Source organism: Novosphingobium sp. PASSN1 (assembly GCF_002278815.1).
Genome location: NZ_NKIS01000003.1, coordinates 71,330 through 87,600, shown reverse-complemented (window position 1 = coordinate 87,600; position 16,271 = coordinate 71,330). Strand labels below are relative to the sequence as shown.

Annotated in this window: 11 protein-coding genes; 6 read left to right on the top strand and 5 right to left on the bottom strand. The window is 64.8% G+C overall.

Annotated elements, in window-relative coordinates:
• Window positions 1–5 precede the first annotated feature (5 nt).
• Window positions 6–1,895, top strand: coding sequence for an XrtA/PEP-CTERM system amidotransferase (locus CFE35_RS06195; protein ID WP_292929087.1), 1,890 nt, complete (start codon window positions 6–8; stop codon window positions 1,893–1,895).
• A 143-nt stretch (window positions 1,896–2,038) separates the two neighbouring features.
• The gene (locus CFE35_RS06190; RefSeq protein ID WP_292929085.1) at window positions 2,039–4,264 is read left to right on the top strand and encodes an EAL domain-containing protein; all 2,226 of its coding nucleotides are present in this window, start codon (window positions 2,039–2,041) and stop codon (window positions 4,262–4,264) included.
• A 512-nt stretch (window positions 4,265–4,776) separates the two neighbouring features.
• Here CFE35_RS06190 and zapE read toward each other — a convergent pair.
• The 4 genes from zapE to CFE35_RS06170 all read right to left on the bottom strand — a co-directional run bounded on the left by zapE (window position 4,777) and on the right by CFE35_RS06170 (window position 7,570).
• Window positions 4,777–5,895 (bottom strand): cell division protein ZapE, encoded by a 1,119-nt coding sequence (gene zapE / locus CFE35_RS06185; RefSeq protein WP_292929083.1) that lies wholly within the window; start codon window positions 5,893–5,895, stop codon window positions 4,777–4,779.
• Window positions 5,892–6,359, bottom strand: a complete 468-nt coding sequence (locus CFE35_RS06180) for a PaaI family thioesterase (protein ID WP_292929081.1) — start codon at window positions 6,357–6,359, stop codon at window positions 5,892–5,894. Before CFE35_RS06180 ends, zapE begins: the two co-directional genes overlap by 4 nt.
• A gap of 28 nt (window positions 6,360–6,387) precedes the next feature.
• Entirely contained in the window at window positions 6,388–7,170 is a 783-nt protein-coding gene (locus tag CFE35_RS06175) for a succinate dehydrogenase iron-sulfur subunit (RefSeq protein WP_292929079.1), read from the bottom strand.
• A gap of 217 nt (window positions 7,171–7,387) precedes the next feature.
• Window positions 7,388–7,570, bottom strand: a complete 183-nt coding sequence (locus CFE35_RS06170; RefSeq protein ID WP_292929077.1) for a Flp family type IVb pilin — start codon at window positions 7,568–7,570, stop codon at window positions 7,388–7,390.
• Between the two features lie 317 nt (window positions 7,571–7,887).
• Between CFE35_RS06170 and CFE35_RS06165 the strand changes: the two genes are divergently transcribed.
• Window positions 7,888–8,520, top strand: coding sequence for a class I SAM-dependent methyltransferase (locus tag CFE35_RS06165; RefSeq protein WP_292929075.1), 633 nt, complete (start codon window positions 7,888–7,890; stop codon window positions 8,518–8,520).
• 91 nt (window positions 8,521–8,611) lie between these two features.
• Here the strand turns inward: CFE35_RS06165 and CFE35_RS06160 are convergent, their stop codons facing one another.
• The gene (locus tag CFE35_RS06160; protein ID WP_292929073.1) at window positions 8,612–11,428 is read right to left on the bottom strand and encodes a ribonuclease E/G; all 2,817 of its coding nucleotides are present in this window, start codon (window positions 11,426–11,428) and stop codon (window positions 8,612–8,614) included.
• A gap of 660 nt (window positions 11,429–12,088) precedes the next feature.
• On the opposite strand from CFE35_RS06160, the gene CFE35_RS06155 reads away from it, so the two are divergent.
• The 3 genes from CFE35_RS06155 (at window position 12,089) to CFE35_RS06145 (ending at window position 16,201) form a co-directional block, all read left to right on the top strand.
• Window positions 12,089–12,973 (top strand): N-acetylmuramoyl-L-alanine amidase, encoded by an 885-nt coding sequence (locus CFE35_RS06155; RefSeq protein ID WP_292929071.1) that lies wholly within the window; start codon window positions 12,089–12,091, stop codon window positions 12,971–12,973.
• Between the two features lie 73 nt (window positions 12,974–13,046).
• Complete coding sequence (locus CFE35_RS06150; protein WP_292929069.1) at window positions 13,047–15,578, top strand: transglycosylase domain-containing protein; 2,532 nt, start codon at window positions 13,047–13,049, stop codon at window positions 15,576–15,578.
• An 80-nt stretch (window positions 15,579–15,658) separates the two neighbouring features.
• The gene (locus CFE35_RS06145) at window positions 15,659–16,201 is read left to right on the top strand and encodes a peroxiredoxin (protein ID WP_292929067.1); all 543 of its coding nucleotides are present in this window, start codon (window positions 15,659–15,661) and stop codon (window positions 16,199–16,201) included.
• The last annotated feature ends 70 nt before the right edge of the window (window positions 16,202–16,271 follow it).

The following is a 16,271-nucleotide window of genomic DNA, read 5'->3' as shown; positions in this document are numbered from 1 at the left end:
CCATCATGTGCGGCATTGCCGGAATCTTCCACACCGAGGGTCTGAAGCCCGTCGATCCAGATCGCGTCGCGCGGATGTGCGCGGCTGCCGCGCATCGCGGGCCGGACGGGCAGGGGGTGTGGACTGCGCCGGGCGTGGGCCTTGGCCACTTGCGCCTCGCGATCATCGATTTAGCCGGATCGCCGCAGCCGATGGCCTCGTCCGATGGCGCGGCGATGCTCGTGTTCAACGGCGAGATCTACAATTTCCGCGAACTGCGCCGCGAATTGCAGGCGGGCGGCGCAACCTTCCGCACCGATGGCGACAGCGAGGTGATCCTTGCTGCCTGGCAGAAGTGGGGCGTGGATTGCCTGCCGCGCCTCCACGGGATGTTCGCCTTCGCGCTCTATGACCTGAGGCAGCGCACCCTGCTGCTGGCGCGCGACCGGCTGGGCGTGAAGCCGCTGCACATGGCCACCCTTTCGGATGGCAGCGTGATCTTCGGCTCGGAACTGAAGCAGCTGCTCACGCACCCCTCCTTGCGGCGCGAGATCGATCCGCTGGCGGTGGAGGACTACCTCGCGTGGGGCTTCGTGCCCGATACGCGTGCGATCCTGAAGGGCGTCGAAAAGCTGCCCGCCGGGCACTACCGCCTGCTGCGCCACGATGCCCCGCCGCCGCCGCCAGCGCAGTGGTGGGACGTCTCGTTCGAAGGGCGCGAGCGCGGGAGCGAGGCCGATCTGGGCGCGCATATGCTCCATCACCTGCGCGAAGCTGTCACTTCGCGCATGGTCGCCGATGTGCCGCTCGGCGCGTTCCTTTCGGGCGGGGTGGACAGCTCCAGCGTCGTTGCGCTGATGGCCGAGGCAAGCAGCGCTCCGGTCAAGACCTGCACCATCGGTTTCGATGTGAAGGCGCTCGACGAGACGGCCTATGCCGGCCGGATTGCCGCGCAATATGGCACCGAGCATTACCAGCGGACCGTGGGCGCAGACGATTTCGCCCATGTCGGCACGCTGGCGGCGATGTTCGACGAACCCTTCGCCGATGCCTCTGCCTTGCCGACGTGGCGGGTTTCGCAGCTCGCGCGTGAACATGTGACCGTGGCGCTTTCGGGTGACGGGGCGGACGAGGCCTTTGCCGGATATCGCCGCCAGACCTTCCATCACCGCGAGGAGCAGGCGCGCGCCTTCCTGCCTTCCGCGCTACGCCGTCCGCTGCTGGGCGGGCTGGGCGCAGCTTATCCCAAGCTCGATTGGGCGCCGCGGCCCCTGCGCGCCAAGACCACGCTGCTCAGCCTCGCGGCGAGCGGCGAGGAAGGCTATGCCCGCGCGCTGGCCGTCACCGGACCGGAACTGCGCGCCTCGCTATATTCAGCGGAGTTCCGCCGGATCAGAGGCGACTACCGCGCCGAGCAGCCGTTCGTGGAGCTGATGCGTGGGGCACCGGCGCGCAGCGGGCTGGACCGCGCGCAATACGCCGATCTCAAGTTCTATCTGCCCGGCGATATCCTGACCAAAGTGGATCGCACCAGCATGGCCGTCAGCCTTGAAGCGCGCGAGCCATTGCTCGATCACCGACTGATCGAATTTGGCGCGCGCCTGCCCGAGCGGGTGCGGGTGCGCGGCTCCACCGGCAAATGGCTGATGAAGCAATCGATGCGGCGCTATCTGCCCGATGACATCCTGTTCCGGCAGAAGATGGGCTTTGTCACCCCGATAGCCGCCTGGCTGCGCGGGCCGCTGGCTGGCGAAGCGCGGCAGGTGGTGTCAGGCGGCGTTCTGGCGCGCACCGGCTGGTTCGACAGCGCGCGGCTTTCTGCGCTGGCCGAGGCGCACATCGCAGGGACCAGCGATCACAGTCGGCTGATCTGGCAATTGCTGATGCTGGACCGTAGCCTGCAGATAGTCATTTGAAAACATACAGATAAAATCAGGCAGAGCTGAATCTTGCCGAAAAGCCTTAAGGCAATATCAACCATTTCGGACTAGGCCCGGGTATCACCAACCGTTTTGGGCGGTCCATGCGGCAGTTCCTGCGTACCTCTTTTGGCATATCCTTGCTGACCACGTTGCTTCTGGCGATGATGGTGGCTGGGGAGCCGATTGCGCACAGCTACTGGAACATGGTGTTCAAAGTCGTGCACCGCAGCGCGCCCTCCTCGCAGGTGCTGCTGACGATCGACGACCGTCACACCTGGACTTCGGCCGAGCTAGCCGAAGTGCTCGACGAACTGCGCCCCCGCATGCCGCGCCGCGTTCTGATCGATACGCCGCTGCCGGTTGGTGAGAACGCTGCCGGCGATGCGGCACTCGCGCGGGCCGTGCGCAGCTATGGCTCCGACATTGCCTTCATTGCCCGCTCCGAACGGGTCGACAACATTGGCAAGGATGCGATCATTCTGCCGCCGAAGCAGATCACCGGCAATGCCGAAGTGCTGGCCTCTGCATGGCGCGGCAACTTCCTGCTCTATGCCGTGTCCGCACCGTACACGATCACCGTCGATGGCCGCGAATACAGCACGGTGGCCGCCGCGCTGTCCGGGGTGCGATCCGGCATCGAGGGCGACTACTACCCCGACTTCCGGATTGATCCCGCCACGATCCCGCGCATTCCTTCGCAGACGCTTTCTGCGGGGACCGCTGCCGCCAGCGGCCTTACCGGACGGACCGTGATCGTGACGGGGCTGAGCAAGGCCCCATCGATCCTGTATTTTGGCCACAGCTATGCGCCCGCCATCGCGCTTGATATTGCCGGTGCCGAAGGTCTGAAGGCACCGTTTGCGCTATCGCTTGGGCCTCGGTTCGGCGCTTTGCCGTTTCTTGCACTCGTGTCCTTGCTGATCTGGCTGGGCAGTCGCGCATCCGGGTTGCGCAAGGCGGCCGCCTATCTTGCTGCCATCGCCGCAGCGTTTGTCCTGCCGGCCGTGCTGCGAACGATGGGCCTGGTGTTCGCGCCCGATGCCGCGTTCATGTTCATGGCGATCTACGGCTCCGTGCGGCTGTGGCAGAAGCGGGCGCGGCGCATCCAGCTGACCAGCGCTTCGGGCCTGCCCAATCTGCTGGCGCTGGCCAACAATCCGCTCCCCGTCGGCTCCGATGTGGTGGTGGCCGTCGTCGGACGCTACGAAGAGATTCTCGCGACGCTGCCGCACGACCTGCATGGGGAATGTGCTCGCCAGATTGCCCGGCGCATTGCTGCCGGGGCCGGAGCTGACAAGATCCATCACGGTGATGGCGGGCATTTTGCCTGGGCGGAAGAGGCGCGTCCGCTGGAGATGCAACTCGATCACCTCGAAGGCTTGCGGGCGCTGTTTGCAGCCCCGTTGCTGATCGGCAACCATACCTTCGATACCAACATCCACTTCGGCCTTGATCGCAACGAGGGGCTGGACACCCCGACCCGGGTCAACTCCGCCCTTGCCAGCGCGAACGAGGCCCTGGCCAACGGACGGGCCATCGAACTGTTCGAGGCAAGCCGGCTGGCCGAGGCGCCGTGGGAGCTGTCGCTTCACGCCCGCATCGAGGAAGGCTTGCGCAATGGCGATATCTGGCTGGCATTCCAGCCGCAGTGGGACCTCCGGGATGGCCGGATGTGCGGGGCAGAGGCGCTGATCCGCTGGAATCATCCGACGCGCGGGCCGATTGCCCCCGATGCGTTCATCCTTCAGGCTGAGCGGGCCGGCCGCATCGACGCGCTGACCTACTGGGTGCTGGATCTGGCGATCACCGCCGCGCTTACGCTCAATGCGCGCGGGCCGCGTTTCCAGATGAGCATCAACCTTTCGGCACAGATGGTCGATAAGCCCGATCTTGTCGCCAACTTCGCCGACATCGTGCACCGGCGCGGCATTGATCCCAGCCTTCTGACGGTCGAGATCACCGAGACGTCCTGCGTGCGCAACCGGCCCGCCGCCTGCCAGAACATGAGCCGGCTGCGCGAACTGGGGTTCCGCCTGTCGATCGACGATTTCGGCACGGGCGAGGCCAGCCTTGCATACCTGGCTGATCTGCCGAGCGACGAGCTCAAGATCGACCGCCGGTTCATTGATCGCATGGCGGCGAGCAAGCGCGACCATGCCATTGTCGCCAACACCATCGCGCTGGCGCATGCGCTGGGCCAGACCGTAGTGGCCGAGGGCATCGAGGACGCACCGACGCTCGCCATGCTGCGCGCGATGGGCTGCGATCTGGCACAGGGGTACTTGCTGGGCCGGCCCGAGACTTACGCCAATCTGGAACAGACCTATGAGGCAAGCCTGAGGCAGAGCGCCAAAGAGGCTTAGGAACTTGTTAACCAGAGTTTTTAAAGATATATAAACCCCATCGCAAACCGGTGGAGGCTTATATGATCTGGCATCTTCTGTTCCGTTGATTTTGGTTTTTGCGCCGGTTTTCCTCGCTAGTTCGGGGAATCGGCCAAAAAACCACCGATTCGTTTTCAGCTCGGGCCATTGGGGCTGAAAACGCAGGAAACTCCAAAATGGAAGCGATTGTGGTGACGTCATGACGGCACCATGATCCTGCCAAAACCCTTTGGCCAAAGCGCGGGTGCTGGTCCACCTGACGCGGCGGAAATGGTCCGGTGGCGACGTGCCGCTTGATCATGGCTCGGGTTAGAGGGCGGTTTGCCCCGGGAACCAGCAGTGCTGGTTCCCGATGAAGAGTTTAGAAAAGGGAAGTCAGGTGCCCGAAGGCACTCGGCTTCCCTTTTTCGTTGTGGCTGCCCATTTTCGTCATGGCCCATTTTCGTCATGACTGAGCAGCTGCGCCGCCCACGGCGTGCTGGAGGCAGGCTTCAGGCTTCGCCGTGGCCGAGCGCGAGATAGTCCAGGCTCTGCATCTCGATCAGTCGGCTCACCGTGCGCTCGAACTCGAACCGCCCATCGCCCGCCGGATAGAGGTCGGTCGGCTCGGCATCCGCTGTCGCGATCAGGTTCACCTTGTGCTCGTAGAGCGCGTCGATCAGCGTGACGAAGCGCGCTGCCTCGTTGCGCTGGTCCGGCCCGAGGCGCGGGATGCCGACGAGGATCACCGTGTGATAGTTGCGCGCGATGGCGAGATAATCCGCCGCGCCGCGTGCCTCGCCGCACAGCCGCTTGAAGCTGAACACCGCGACGCCCTTGAGGCTCTTGGGCACATGCAGCATGCGCCCGCCGCCCACGTCGAGTGAACCCGCAGGCACATGCAGGCTGTCCTCGGGCGGATAGTCGGTCAGCCGGAAAAATGCCTCGCGCACCGCTGCCGTTGATTCCGGCCCGTTGGGCACGTGCCAGGTGCCCACGCCAGCCATGCGCACCATGCGGTAATCGGTCGGGCCGTTGAGCGGGACGACGTCGAGCCGGTTCTCGATCAGCGCGATGAACGGCAGGAAGTGCTCGCGGTTGAGCCCGTCCTTGTAGAGATCACCTGGCGCGCGGTTGGACGTGGTGACAACCGTGACGCCAAGATCGGTGATCAGCGCAGTGAACAGGCGGCCCATGATCATGGCATCCGCGCTGTTGTTCACCACCATCTCATCAAACGACAGCACGCGCGCTTCCGCGGCGATGGTAGCGGCGACGGGCGGGATCGGGTCGCCGCGCTCCTTCTGGCGTTCAACGCGCAGGCGGGCATGCACGTCGAGCATGAATTCATGGAAATGCGCGCGGCGCTTTGGGCCTGCTTCCAGCGTATCGTGGAACAAGTCCATCAGCATCGATTTGCCGCGCCCGACGCCGCCCCATAAGTAGAGCCCGCGCGGGGGCGGGGCGGGCTTGCTGCCCAGCAGGCGGCCCATCAGGCCGGGCTTGGGGGCAGGGCGCTCAAGCTCCTGTTGCAGCGCATCGAGCCGGGCGGCGGCAGCGGCCTGTTCGGGATCGGGCTTCAGTTCGCCGGCCGCCACCAGCGCGGCGTAGCGGGTCGCAAGACCGCTCATCGCGTGGAGGGCTTGCGCACCGTCCCGTTGAAGGCGGCGACGAGATGATCGTCCTGCACCACCGTGCCGCGCAGGAACAGCAGCCGCCGCGTCTCGCGCAGCACTTCGACCACGGCATCGAGCGGCTTGCCGACGATGCCCGCGCCGATGAACTGGGTGGACAGATCGAGAGTGACCGATCCCGCCGCATCGCCATCCATCGCATGGCGCATGCAGGCAAACAGCGAAACGTCGATCAGGGAAAGCGTGATGCCGCCATGAACCGCATCGAGCAGGTTGCTATGGCGACGCTGCGGAAACATGCGCAGCCGCACACCGATGGCGCCGCCGGGAGAATCCTCGCGACGCACCAGCAGCGGCCCCATGACATGGCTGTTGAACCGGTCCTGATCCTTCAGGTCCCAGGTATACCAGCCGGGATGCTCCTCGGACGGACCGTAACTGAAGGCAGCGTTGTCGACCATGATCGCAAGAGGCGGCGAAGTGCCCGCTTCAGAGCGAGCGTTCGACCTGCATCTTCTTGATTTCCGCGATCGCGCGCGCCGGCGAGAGACCCTTGGGGCAGACGTTGGCGCAGTTCATGATCGTGTGGCAGCGATAGAGGCGGAAAGGATCTTCCAGCTCATCAAGCCGCTCGCCGGTCATCTCATCGCGGCTGTCTGCCAGCCAGCGATAGGCCTGCAGCAGGATCGCCGGGCCGAGGAACTTGTCCGAATTCCACCAGTAGCTGGGGCAAGAAGTTGAGCAGCAGGCGCACAGGATGCACTCGTAAAGCCCGTCGAGCTTCTCGCGCTGTTCTGGGCTCTGCAGGCGCTCCTTGCCCGAAGGCGTGGGGCTGACGGTCTGCAGCCAGGGGCGAATCGAGGCGTACTGCGCGTAGAAGTGCGTGAAATCGGGGACGAGGTCCTTGATCACTTCCATGTGCGGCAGCGGGGTGATGCGAATCTCGCCCTTGAGGTCCGAGATGGCGGTGGTGCAGGCAAGGCCGTTGCGGCCGTTGAGGTTCATCGCGCACGAACCGCAGATGCCTTCGCGGCAGGAACGGCGGAAGGTGAGCGTGGGATCAGCCTCGCTCTTCATCTTGATCAGCGCATCGAGCACCATCGGGCCGCACTGGTCGAGATCGATCTCGAACGTGTCGTAGCGCGGGTTCTCGCCGCTGTCCGGATCGTAGCGATAGACCTTGAACTTCTGGATTCGCCCTTGGGTGGCTGCCGCGAAATGCCGCGACTTGCCATTGACCTTGGAATTCTTCGGAAGCGTGAAGGTCGCCATCGAGCCGTCCTTGTTGATCAGATACGTTGATCGGGTTCGAAAAAAAGGTTGAACTGTCCTTAGCGAAACCGTGGCGGTGGGCAAGAGGGCTAGCAGCGGTTTGCCCCTGCCCAAGGTAACAGGGTCGCCGGTGCCGTTTCGCCCCGTGAGGGACACAAACGAAAGGGGCGGGGAACTTTCGTTCCCCGCCCCCGAACGTTTCGCTTGCGAAAAGCTCTTAGAGCTTGCCGTCAGCCGCGTTGTTCATGTTGGTCGAAACCAGGTTGAACGTGTTCGACAGCGAGTTGCCCAGCGCGCCCATGGCGGTGATGGCGGCAACAGCGATAAGAGCGGCGATCAGACCGTATTCGATTGCGGTCGCGCCATCTTCGTTAGCGAGCAGGTTCTTGAAAAGCGTCATGTTAGATCTCCTGAGTTGGCGCCCCACGCGCCACTCACCCCCTGTGTCTTCCGTGGTGAGCAAGGACCTATGTACGGACAACATTCTAACAATCCCCTAACGCGTAACGTGACGGGGGTGAGGGGGTTTGGAGAAATAAGTATATTATTATCAATGCTCTGGGGATGGATCTTACGGGGGCTGGCCGCCAACATTGATAGGAGCCAGCAAGAAAAGTGTTTGTGAAATCCCTTGCGGCAGAGTTTGCACCCGCGCTTGTGCGGCCGCGCCGGGGCGTGCAACATCAAAACCAGACGGGTCAGGAAAGGGTGCAGGAAATGGGTTTCAAGGCGTTCTGGGATCGGCACATGGTGCCCCGGCTCATCCGCACGTGCTGCGGGGCAGAGGCGATCATGGACCTTCGCGGACAAGTGGTCCCCAAGGCGCGCGGCGCGGTGTTCGAGATCGGCTGCGGCGGCGGGTTCAACCAGCAGTTCTATGATCGGGATGCGGTGACATCGTTCGCCGGGATCGATCCTTCGGACAAGCTGCTCGATTTCGCGCGGGCGGAAGCGGCGAAGAAGGGCTGGGCGGCAGATATCCGCGCCGGTGTGGGTGAGGCGATTCCCTTCGCGAGCGAGAGCTTCGATACGGTGGTGTGCACCTACACGCTTTGCTCGGTAAGCGATCCGCAGCGGGTGCTGTCCGAACTGCAGCGCATCCTGAAACCGGGCGGGCAGTTCCTGTTCCTCGAACATGGCAGCGCGCCCGATGCCGATGTGCAGCGCTGGCAGCAGCGGATCGAACCCTACTGGAAGCACATCGCCGGTGGCTGCCATCTGACGCGTCCGGTGACAGCGGCGGTGCGCCACGCCGGTTTCGATGTGGCGCCGATGGGGCAGACGTATCTGCCCGGCAATCCGCGCTGGGCGGCGTGGATGGAATGGGGCACGGCCACCCGCGTGGCCTGAAGGTCGGCGAACACCGCAAGCAAAAAAGCCCTCCCCGGCGGATACCGGGGAGGGCTTTTTTCGGGCTGTCATGCAGCCTTTGCGTGCGGTGTCAGGCCCCGAAGGTGCGCTGCCACCAGCCGCGGCGCGGTTCGCCCGGCGTTTCTTCGGCCTGAGCAGCGTCTGCAACTGGCGTCTCAGCCACCGCAGGTGCGGCCTCTTCCGCAGGCGCTTCTGCCGCTGGCGCAGCTTCGGTTTCCGGCGAATCGCTCTTCTTGCGGCGCGTGCGCTTCGGCTTGGCCGGAGCTTCTGCTTCTGCTTCGGCCACCGCTGCCGCAGCGGGTGCTTCCGCTGCAACCGGTGCTTCAATCACTTCGGCTTCGGCTGCATCGGCCTTCTTGCGGCGCGTCCGCTTGGGCTTGGCAGGCACTTCTGCTTCGGCAGCGGCGGGTTCGGCAACAGGCTCTGCAACCGCTTCTGCAGCAGGCGCTTCGGCCACGTCCGCTGCCACCGCCTCGGCATCGGCCTTGCGGCGACGCGTGCGGCGCGGCTTGGCAGGTGCTTCGACCGCAGGCTCGGTTGCGGCGGGTGCTTCGGCTGCATCAGCCGCCGCGTCTTCACCGTCCGCTTCGCCGAGGGTTTCCTCGCCCTGAGCATCGTCACCGGCCTGGCCTTCGCCATCGCCGCGGCTACCGCGCCGACGACGACCACGGCGGCGGCGCTTGCGCGGCCCCCGATCTTCGCCACCTTCATCGCCGGGTTCGTCACGAGCTTCCTCGCGCTCGGGCCGATCGCCGTCCTCGCTGCGTTCGTCGCCATCGGCGTCGTCTGCGTCGCCTTCATTGGCGGCAGAGGATGTGTCGTCCCGGTCGCTACCGTCACGGTCATCCCGGTCACGGCCGCGACCACGGCGGCGTTTGCGGCGCTTGCGGCGTCCGCCGTCACCGTCCTCGCGGCTGCGCTCGCTCCGTGCGCCGTCTTCGGTGCCGTCATCGTCTTCGGCTTCGGCTTCGTCCTCGTCGCCGTAGTCCTCGTCGTCGATGGAATCGTCAATCGGCTCCATGATCGGTTCGAAGCGCGGCACGAACGAAGGCTTCGGCCCGCGCGAGCCAACCCGCATCTTGGCGCCTTCGTTCTCGCCTTCGGGGATCACCTCGACCGTCACGCCGTAGCGCTCCTCGATCTCGGCGAGATCGGCGCGCTTGGCGTTGAGTACGTAGATCGCCGCTTCCTGGCTGGCATAAAGCGTGATGATCGTGCCCTTGCCCTTGGCGGCTTCGTCCTCGATCATGCGCAGCGCCGAAAGGCCGGCCGAAGAAGCCGTGCGCACGAGGCCCGAACCATCGCAGTGCGGGCAGGCGCGAGTCGTCGCTTCGAGCACGCCGGTGCGCAGGCGCTGGCGGCTCATTTCCATCAGCCCGAAGCCCGAGATGCGGCCGACCTGGATGCGCGCGCGGTCGTTGCGCAGCGCGTCCTTCATCGCCTTCTCGACCTTGCGGACGTTGGAGCCGTACTCCATGTCGATGAAGTCGATCACGACGAGCCCGGCCATATCGCGCAGACGCAGCTGGCGGGCGATTTCGCGCGCGGCTTCGAGGTTGGTGCTGACCGCCGTCGCCTCGATCCCGTGCTCCTTGGTGGAGCGACCCGAGTTGATGTCGATCGAGACGAGCGCCTCGGTCGGGTTGATCACGAGGTAGCCGCCGCTCTTGAGCTGGACCACCGGATCATACATCGCGGTGAGCTGGTCTTCCGCGCCATAGCGCTGGAACAGCGGCACCGGATCGGCATACTGGCGCACCCGCTTGGCGTGGCTGGGCATCAGCAGCTTCATGAAGTCCTTGGCGGCGCGGTAGCCGTGCTCGCCCTCGACGACCACTTCCTCGATGTCGCGGTTGTAGATGTCGCGGATCGCGCGCTTGATGAGGTCGCTGTCCGAATGGATCAGCGCGGGCGCGGAGGATTTCAGCGTGCGTTCGCGAATCTCGTCCCACAGGCGGGCGAGATAATCGAAGTCGCGCTTGATTTCGGGCTTGGTGCGCTGAAGACCGGCAGTGCGCACGATACAGCTCATCGTGCGGGGCAGTTCCAGCTCGGACATGATCGACTTCAGGCGCTTGCGGTCAGCCGCCGAGTTGATCTTGCGGCTGATGCCGCCGCCATGGCTCGAATTGGGCATGAGCACGCAGTAGCGGCCCGCGAGGCTGAGATAGGTGGTGAGGGCAGCGCCCTTGTTGCCGCGCTCTTCCTTGACGACCTGGACGAGCAGCACCTGGCGGCGCTGGATCACGTCCTGGATCTTGTAGCGGCGGCGCAGCGCCATGCGGCGGGCGCGCAGATCATCGGCCTCACGCGCCTGAGCGCGCGGTGCGCGCTGGCGGCGGGGGCGACGCTGGCGGCTCTCGCCGTCTTCGCTGCCTTCTTCGGCACCTTCTTCGCCCTGCTCGTCGCCGGATTCGTCTTCGAAGCCGTTTTCGACAACGCCGCCTTCGATCGTGGCGACTTCGTCCTTCTCGGAGGTATCGACTTCGGTGACGCCTTCGTCGCCATCATAGTCGTAGCGGTCGTCGCCGCCTTCCTCATCGTCGAGGTCGCCATGCTCGGCTTCGTCGGCAGCGCGCAGTGCGGCTTCCTCTTCGGCATGTGCGGCTTCTTCCGCCAGCAGGGCCTCGCGGTCCTCCTTGGGGATCATGTAGTAATCGGGATGAATCTCGCTGAAGGCGAGGAACCCGTGGCGATTGCCGCCGAAATCGACGAATGCCGCCTGCAGCGACGGTTCGACGCGGGTTACCTTGGCGAGGTAGATATTGCCCTTGATCTGCTTGTGATCGGCAGATTCAAAGTCGAATTCTTCAATCCGATTGCCATTGAGCACCGCCACCCGGGTTTCTTCCTGGTGGCGCGCATCGATCAGCATGCGCGTGGTCATTATAAAGTCTCCAGCCGCGCAGCCACGGGGGTGAACCCGGGTTCTGGGCGCGGTTCAATGTGAAAGCGCGATAGCCGCCATGATCGGCCCGGAATGATACCGGAGCCGACGCGGGGCGTTTCGCGAATGCGGATGTGCCGGTTCGGAGCGCGGGAAGGGACGCGTGCCCCGTGCGCTCGCCGCCCGGCGGCGGTTGGTGCGTGTCTGCCTTGAAGATGGCCCGTGGCGACTGGCACGGACCGATGCCCGCCAAGCCCGCACGGGCCCCTGCGGGGCTCCTCGGCTCGAACGGTGCACGGATTTGCATCAAGACATCAACCTCTGGCGCGAGATGCGCTGGAACTGGCCGGTAACAACAGGCCGGTGCCATACTCGCTCTAGCTCTGGAAAAATTCCGAAAAATCTGGGCCTTGGCAACGCTTTGCTGCTAACTGCTGGCGGACAGACCAAGCTGCCATGCCCAAGTGAGGAGCGCGAAGCCGAGGCCGATCCGGTCTCGTTCCAGATTGGCACTGCTAGCACCTGATTTGACAACCTACAATTAAAACCATGACGGGAAGGTTGCTGGCCGGTGTCAACGCTCTTCCCCATCGGGTCTTGTCGCATCTGGCGCAATTGGCGCTGGACCAGCGGCGCTTCGGCATTGCATAGCCCCGCCTCATGAAAGCGCGTGTGCTGATCGCGGTGGGACTGGGCGTGCCACTGGCCGTGGTGACGGCGCTTGCCATCCTGTTTGCGCTGGGCGCGGCGGCCACTGCGCACGTTCCCGATTATGTCGTGCGGATCGCCCTGCCATCGGGGACGAGGCAGATCGGTCTTCCCCCCATCGAAGGCCCCGCCGACGCGAGCCGCCCGCTGGTGGTGATCGATGCCGGGCACGGCGGGCACGATCCCGGAGCGAGCGGACTGCTCGGCGAGAAGGAAAAGACCATCACGCTGGCGCTGGCCCGCGCGCTGCGCAAAGCGCTGCTGGAGCAGGGCCGCGTGCGCGTCGCGCTCACGCGCGATGATGACCACTTCCTTGCGCTTGATGAACGGTCCGGCATTGCGCGGCGGCTCAAGGCCGATCTGTTCGTTTCAGTCCATGCCGATGCCGCGGAATCGCCCGATGCCACGGGAGCGACGGTCTACACGCTGTCCGACCGGGGTTCTGACGCCGTGGCCGATGCGGTGGCCCGGCGCGAAAACCGGGCAGACACAGTGAACGGTGTGACCCTGAGCGGCCAATCCGATGCCGTGACGGCGATCCTCGTCAGCCTTTCGCAGCGCGAGATGCGCGAGCGTTCGCGCGCGTTCGGGGCGCTTGTCCTGCGCGAAGGGGAGGGGCGGCTGCGCTTTCACACCGATCCCGAACGTGAGGCGGCCTTTGTGGTGCTGAAATCGCTCGACCTGCCTTCGGCGCTGATCGAGGCAGGTTATATCAGCAGCCCTGACGATGCCCGGGCCATGGGCAATCCGGACTGGCGAGAAAAGTTCGCCGGGTCGGTCGCCTCGGCAATCGGGATATATCTGGCGCGCACCAGCGTGGTCTCTGCGGTCCCCTGAAGAGTGCCCCGAAGCTGGCCCCGAAGCTCACCACTGGCAATCGGACAAAGGGCCATGCTAAGGCGCGGCGAAGATGGCGAACGATCCTTCCTTGCCCGAGCCTGATGGCACCTCCGTGCGCTGGCGTATCCAGCGCGATGCTGCAGGCCTGCTGGGCCGGGTGCGAGATCTGTGGCGCACGAAAGTGTGGGTGCGCCGCGCTGGCTATGCGCTTGGCGTGCTGGCGGTGCTTTACCTGATCCTGTGGGTCACGGTGATCCGCACGCTGCCATCGGCGGACAAGCTGCTGACTTACCAGCCGCCGCTGCCCACCATGGTGCGCGGCAATGATGGCGAGATCGTTTCGAGCTATGCTCGCGAACGCCGCGTGCAGCTGCGCTATGTCGATTTTCCGCAGCCACTGATCAACGCGTTTCTGGCGGCCGAGGACAAGTCGTTCTTCAGCCACGGCGGGGTCGATTTCACCGGGCTGCTGGGAGCGGTGGTCGATTATACGGTGAAACTGGGATCGGGTGAGCGCGCACGTGGCGGCTCCACCATTACCCAGCAGGTTGCCAAGAACATCCTGATCGGCAACGAATATTCGGTCACGCGCAAGCTCAAGGAAATGATCCTCGCGCGGCGCATCGAAAGCGTGCTGAACAAGCAGCAGATCCTTGAGCTGTACCTGAACGAGATTCCGCTCGGACGGCAGAGCTTCGGCGTGCAGGCGGCGGCGCGGGCCTATTTCGACAAGGACGTCAGCGACCTCAAGCTGCACGAAGTGGCGTTCCTGGCGATCCTGCCCAAGGCGCCGGAGACCTATGGCCGCGCCAAGTTTGCGGGCCGCGCGCTCGAACGGCGGGCCTATGTGCTCGACCAGATGGTGAAGAGTGGCTGGGCGACTGCGGCCGAGGCGGCCGACGCCAAGGCCCAGCCGCTGGGCCTCGTGCCGCGGCGGGCTGACAATTACACGGCGGATGCCGGCTACTTCCTGGAGGAAGTGCGCCGCCAGCTGATCGACAAGTTTGGCGAGAATGCCGAAAACGGGCCCAACAGCGTCTATGCTGGCGGGCTGTGGGTGCGCACCTCGCTCGACACCGAATTGCAGACGGCGGCGCAGAAGGCGCTGCGCGGCGGGCTGCTGCGTTATAGCGCCGGGCGGGCATGGAACGGGCCAGTGGCGCGGATCGACGCTTCAGCGAACTGGCAGACCCAGCTGATCACCAGTAATCTTGCGATCCATTACCAGGACTGGCGGATCGGCGTGGTGCTGGAGCGGCGCGGAAATGACGGGCGGATCGGCTTTGCCGATGGCACCACCGGGCCGCTCTGGGCGATGCCGCAAGCGATGAAGGCGGGCGACGTGATCGCAGCAGCGCCTTCGGGTGGCGGCTGGTCCGTCAGGGTTATCCCCGAAGTTTCGGGCGGCATGGTGGTCGAAGATCCGCAAAGCGGCCGGGTGCTGGCGATGCAGGGCGGGTTCGACGCGCGCCTCGGCTCGTTCAACCGCGCCACTCAGGCGGCGCGCCAGCCGGGTTCGACGATCAAGCCGTTCGTCTATGCCACCGGACTGGACAACGGGATGACGCCTGCCTCGATGGTGCTGGATGGGACGTTCTGCGTTTATCAGGGCGCGGCGCTGGGCCAGAAGTGCTTCCGCAACTTCGGCGGCGAGGGCGGCTCCGGCAGCCACACGATGCGCTGGGGGCTTGAGCAATCGCGCAACCTGATGACCGTGCGCATTGCCAATGACACCGGCATGGAGAAGGTGGTCAAGACGATCAAGGCGATGGGGATCGGGGATTACCAGCCCTATCTCTCGATGGCACTGGGCGCGGGCGATACGACCGCGGCAAAGATGGTCAATGCCTATGCCGCACTGGCGAACCACGGGCGGCAGCATGAGCAGACGCTGATCGACTATGTCCAGAACCGTGATGGCAAGGTGATCTGGAAGGCCGATACGCGGGCGTGCAATGGCTGCAGCATGGCGCAGTGGGACGGGAAACCGATGCCGCGCATCAAGCCCGCCGGCAAGCAGGTGATGGACGCGCGCACCGCGTATCAGGTGGTGCACATGCTGGAAGGCGTGGTGGTGCGCGGAACGGCGCTGACGCTGGCCGATCTCAAGCTGCCGCTGTTCGGCAAGACCGGCACGACCTCCGGCCCGACCAACGTATGGTTTGCGGGCGGTTCGCCCGATATCGTGAGCGCGATCTATCTCGGCTATGATCAGCCGCGCAGCCTTGGCGGCTATGCGCAGGGCGGGCGGATTGCCGCGCCGATCTTCAAGGACTTCGTGCTGCAGACGCGCGCGCGTTGGAGCGACACGCCTTTCACTGTGCCGGAAGGCATCCGCATGGTGAAGATCGACCGGGTGAGCGGGCGGCAGGTGTTCGGCGGGGTGCCGCAGGACGATGTCAAGCAGGCCTCGGTGATCTGGGAAGCGTTCAAGCCCAATAGCGAACCGACGCGCACCTTCCGGCCCGAGGACCAGACACTCAAGGACGCGGTGCTCGAAGCGATCCGCAAGGCGCGTGCGGCCAGGGGCGCGGACACGGGCGGCGATGATGTGCCCGTGGAAGAAGGCGACTTCGTGGAGGACAAGGGCGGCATCTACTAGGCTGGTGCAAGGGCAGGCTTCAGCCTGCCTGCACCAAAAGCCGGTTCCCGCTCCGCATTCTTGCTGATAAGCTTGTAGCTATGAACAAGCTTCTCATCGCTGCTGGTGCAGCGCTCGCCCTTCTTCTCCCCGCTACCGCCAGTGCGGAACTGACCCAGGGTGCTGCGGCACCGGACTTCACCACGATGGGCGCGCTGGCTGGAAAGCCGATCAAGGTGAACCTCAAGGCGCTGCTGGCGAAGGGGCCGGTGGTGCTCTATTTCTATCCCAAGGCCTTCACGCAGGGCTGCACGCTCGAAGCGCACGCCTTTGCCGAAGCGACGCCCGAGTTTGCCGCGGCGGGCGCAACCGTGATCGGCATGTCGAACGACGACTTGCCGACGCTGCAGAAGTTTTCCACCGCCGAATGCCGTGACAAGTTCACTGTGGCCGCCGCGACGAAAGACGTGATCAAGTCCTACGATGTGGCGCTGAAGGTGGCGGGTCTGCCGGTCGGGCTGACCAAGCGCACCAGCTATGTGATCTCGAAGGGTGGCAAGATCGTGATGGTTCATTCCGATATGGACTACCGCGATCACGTGAAGCTGACGCTGGAAGCGGTGCAGAAGCTCAAGCAGGGCTGATCGGGGGGGCGCTTGGCGGCGGCCAAGGCGTCCTGCACTCTTTACGTTGCCCTCTTTACAGGGCGCGCTG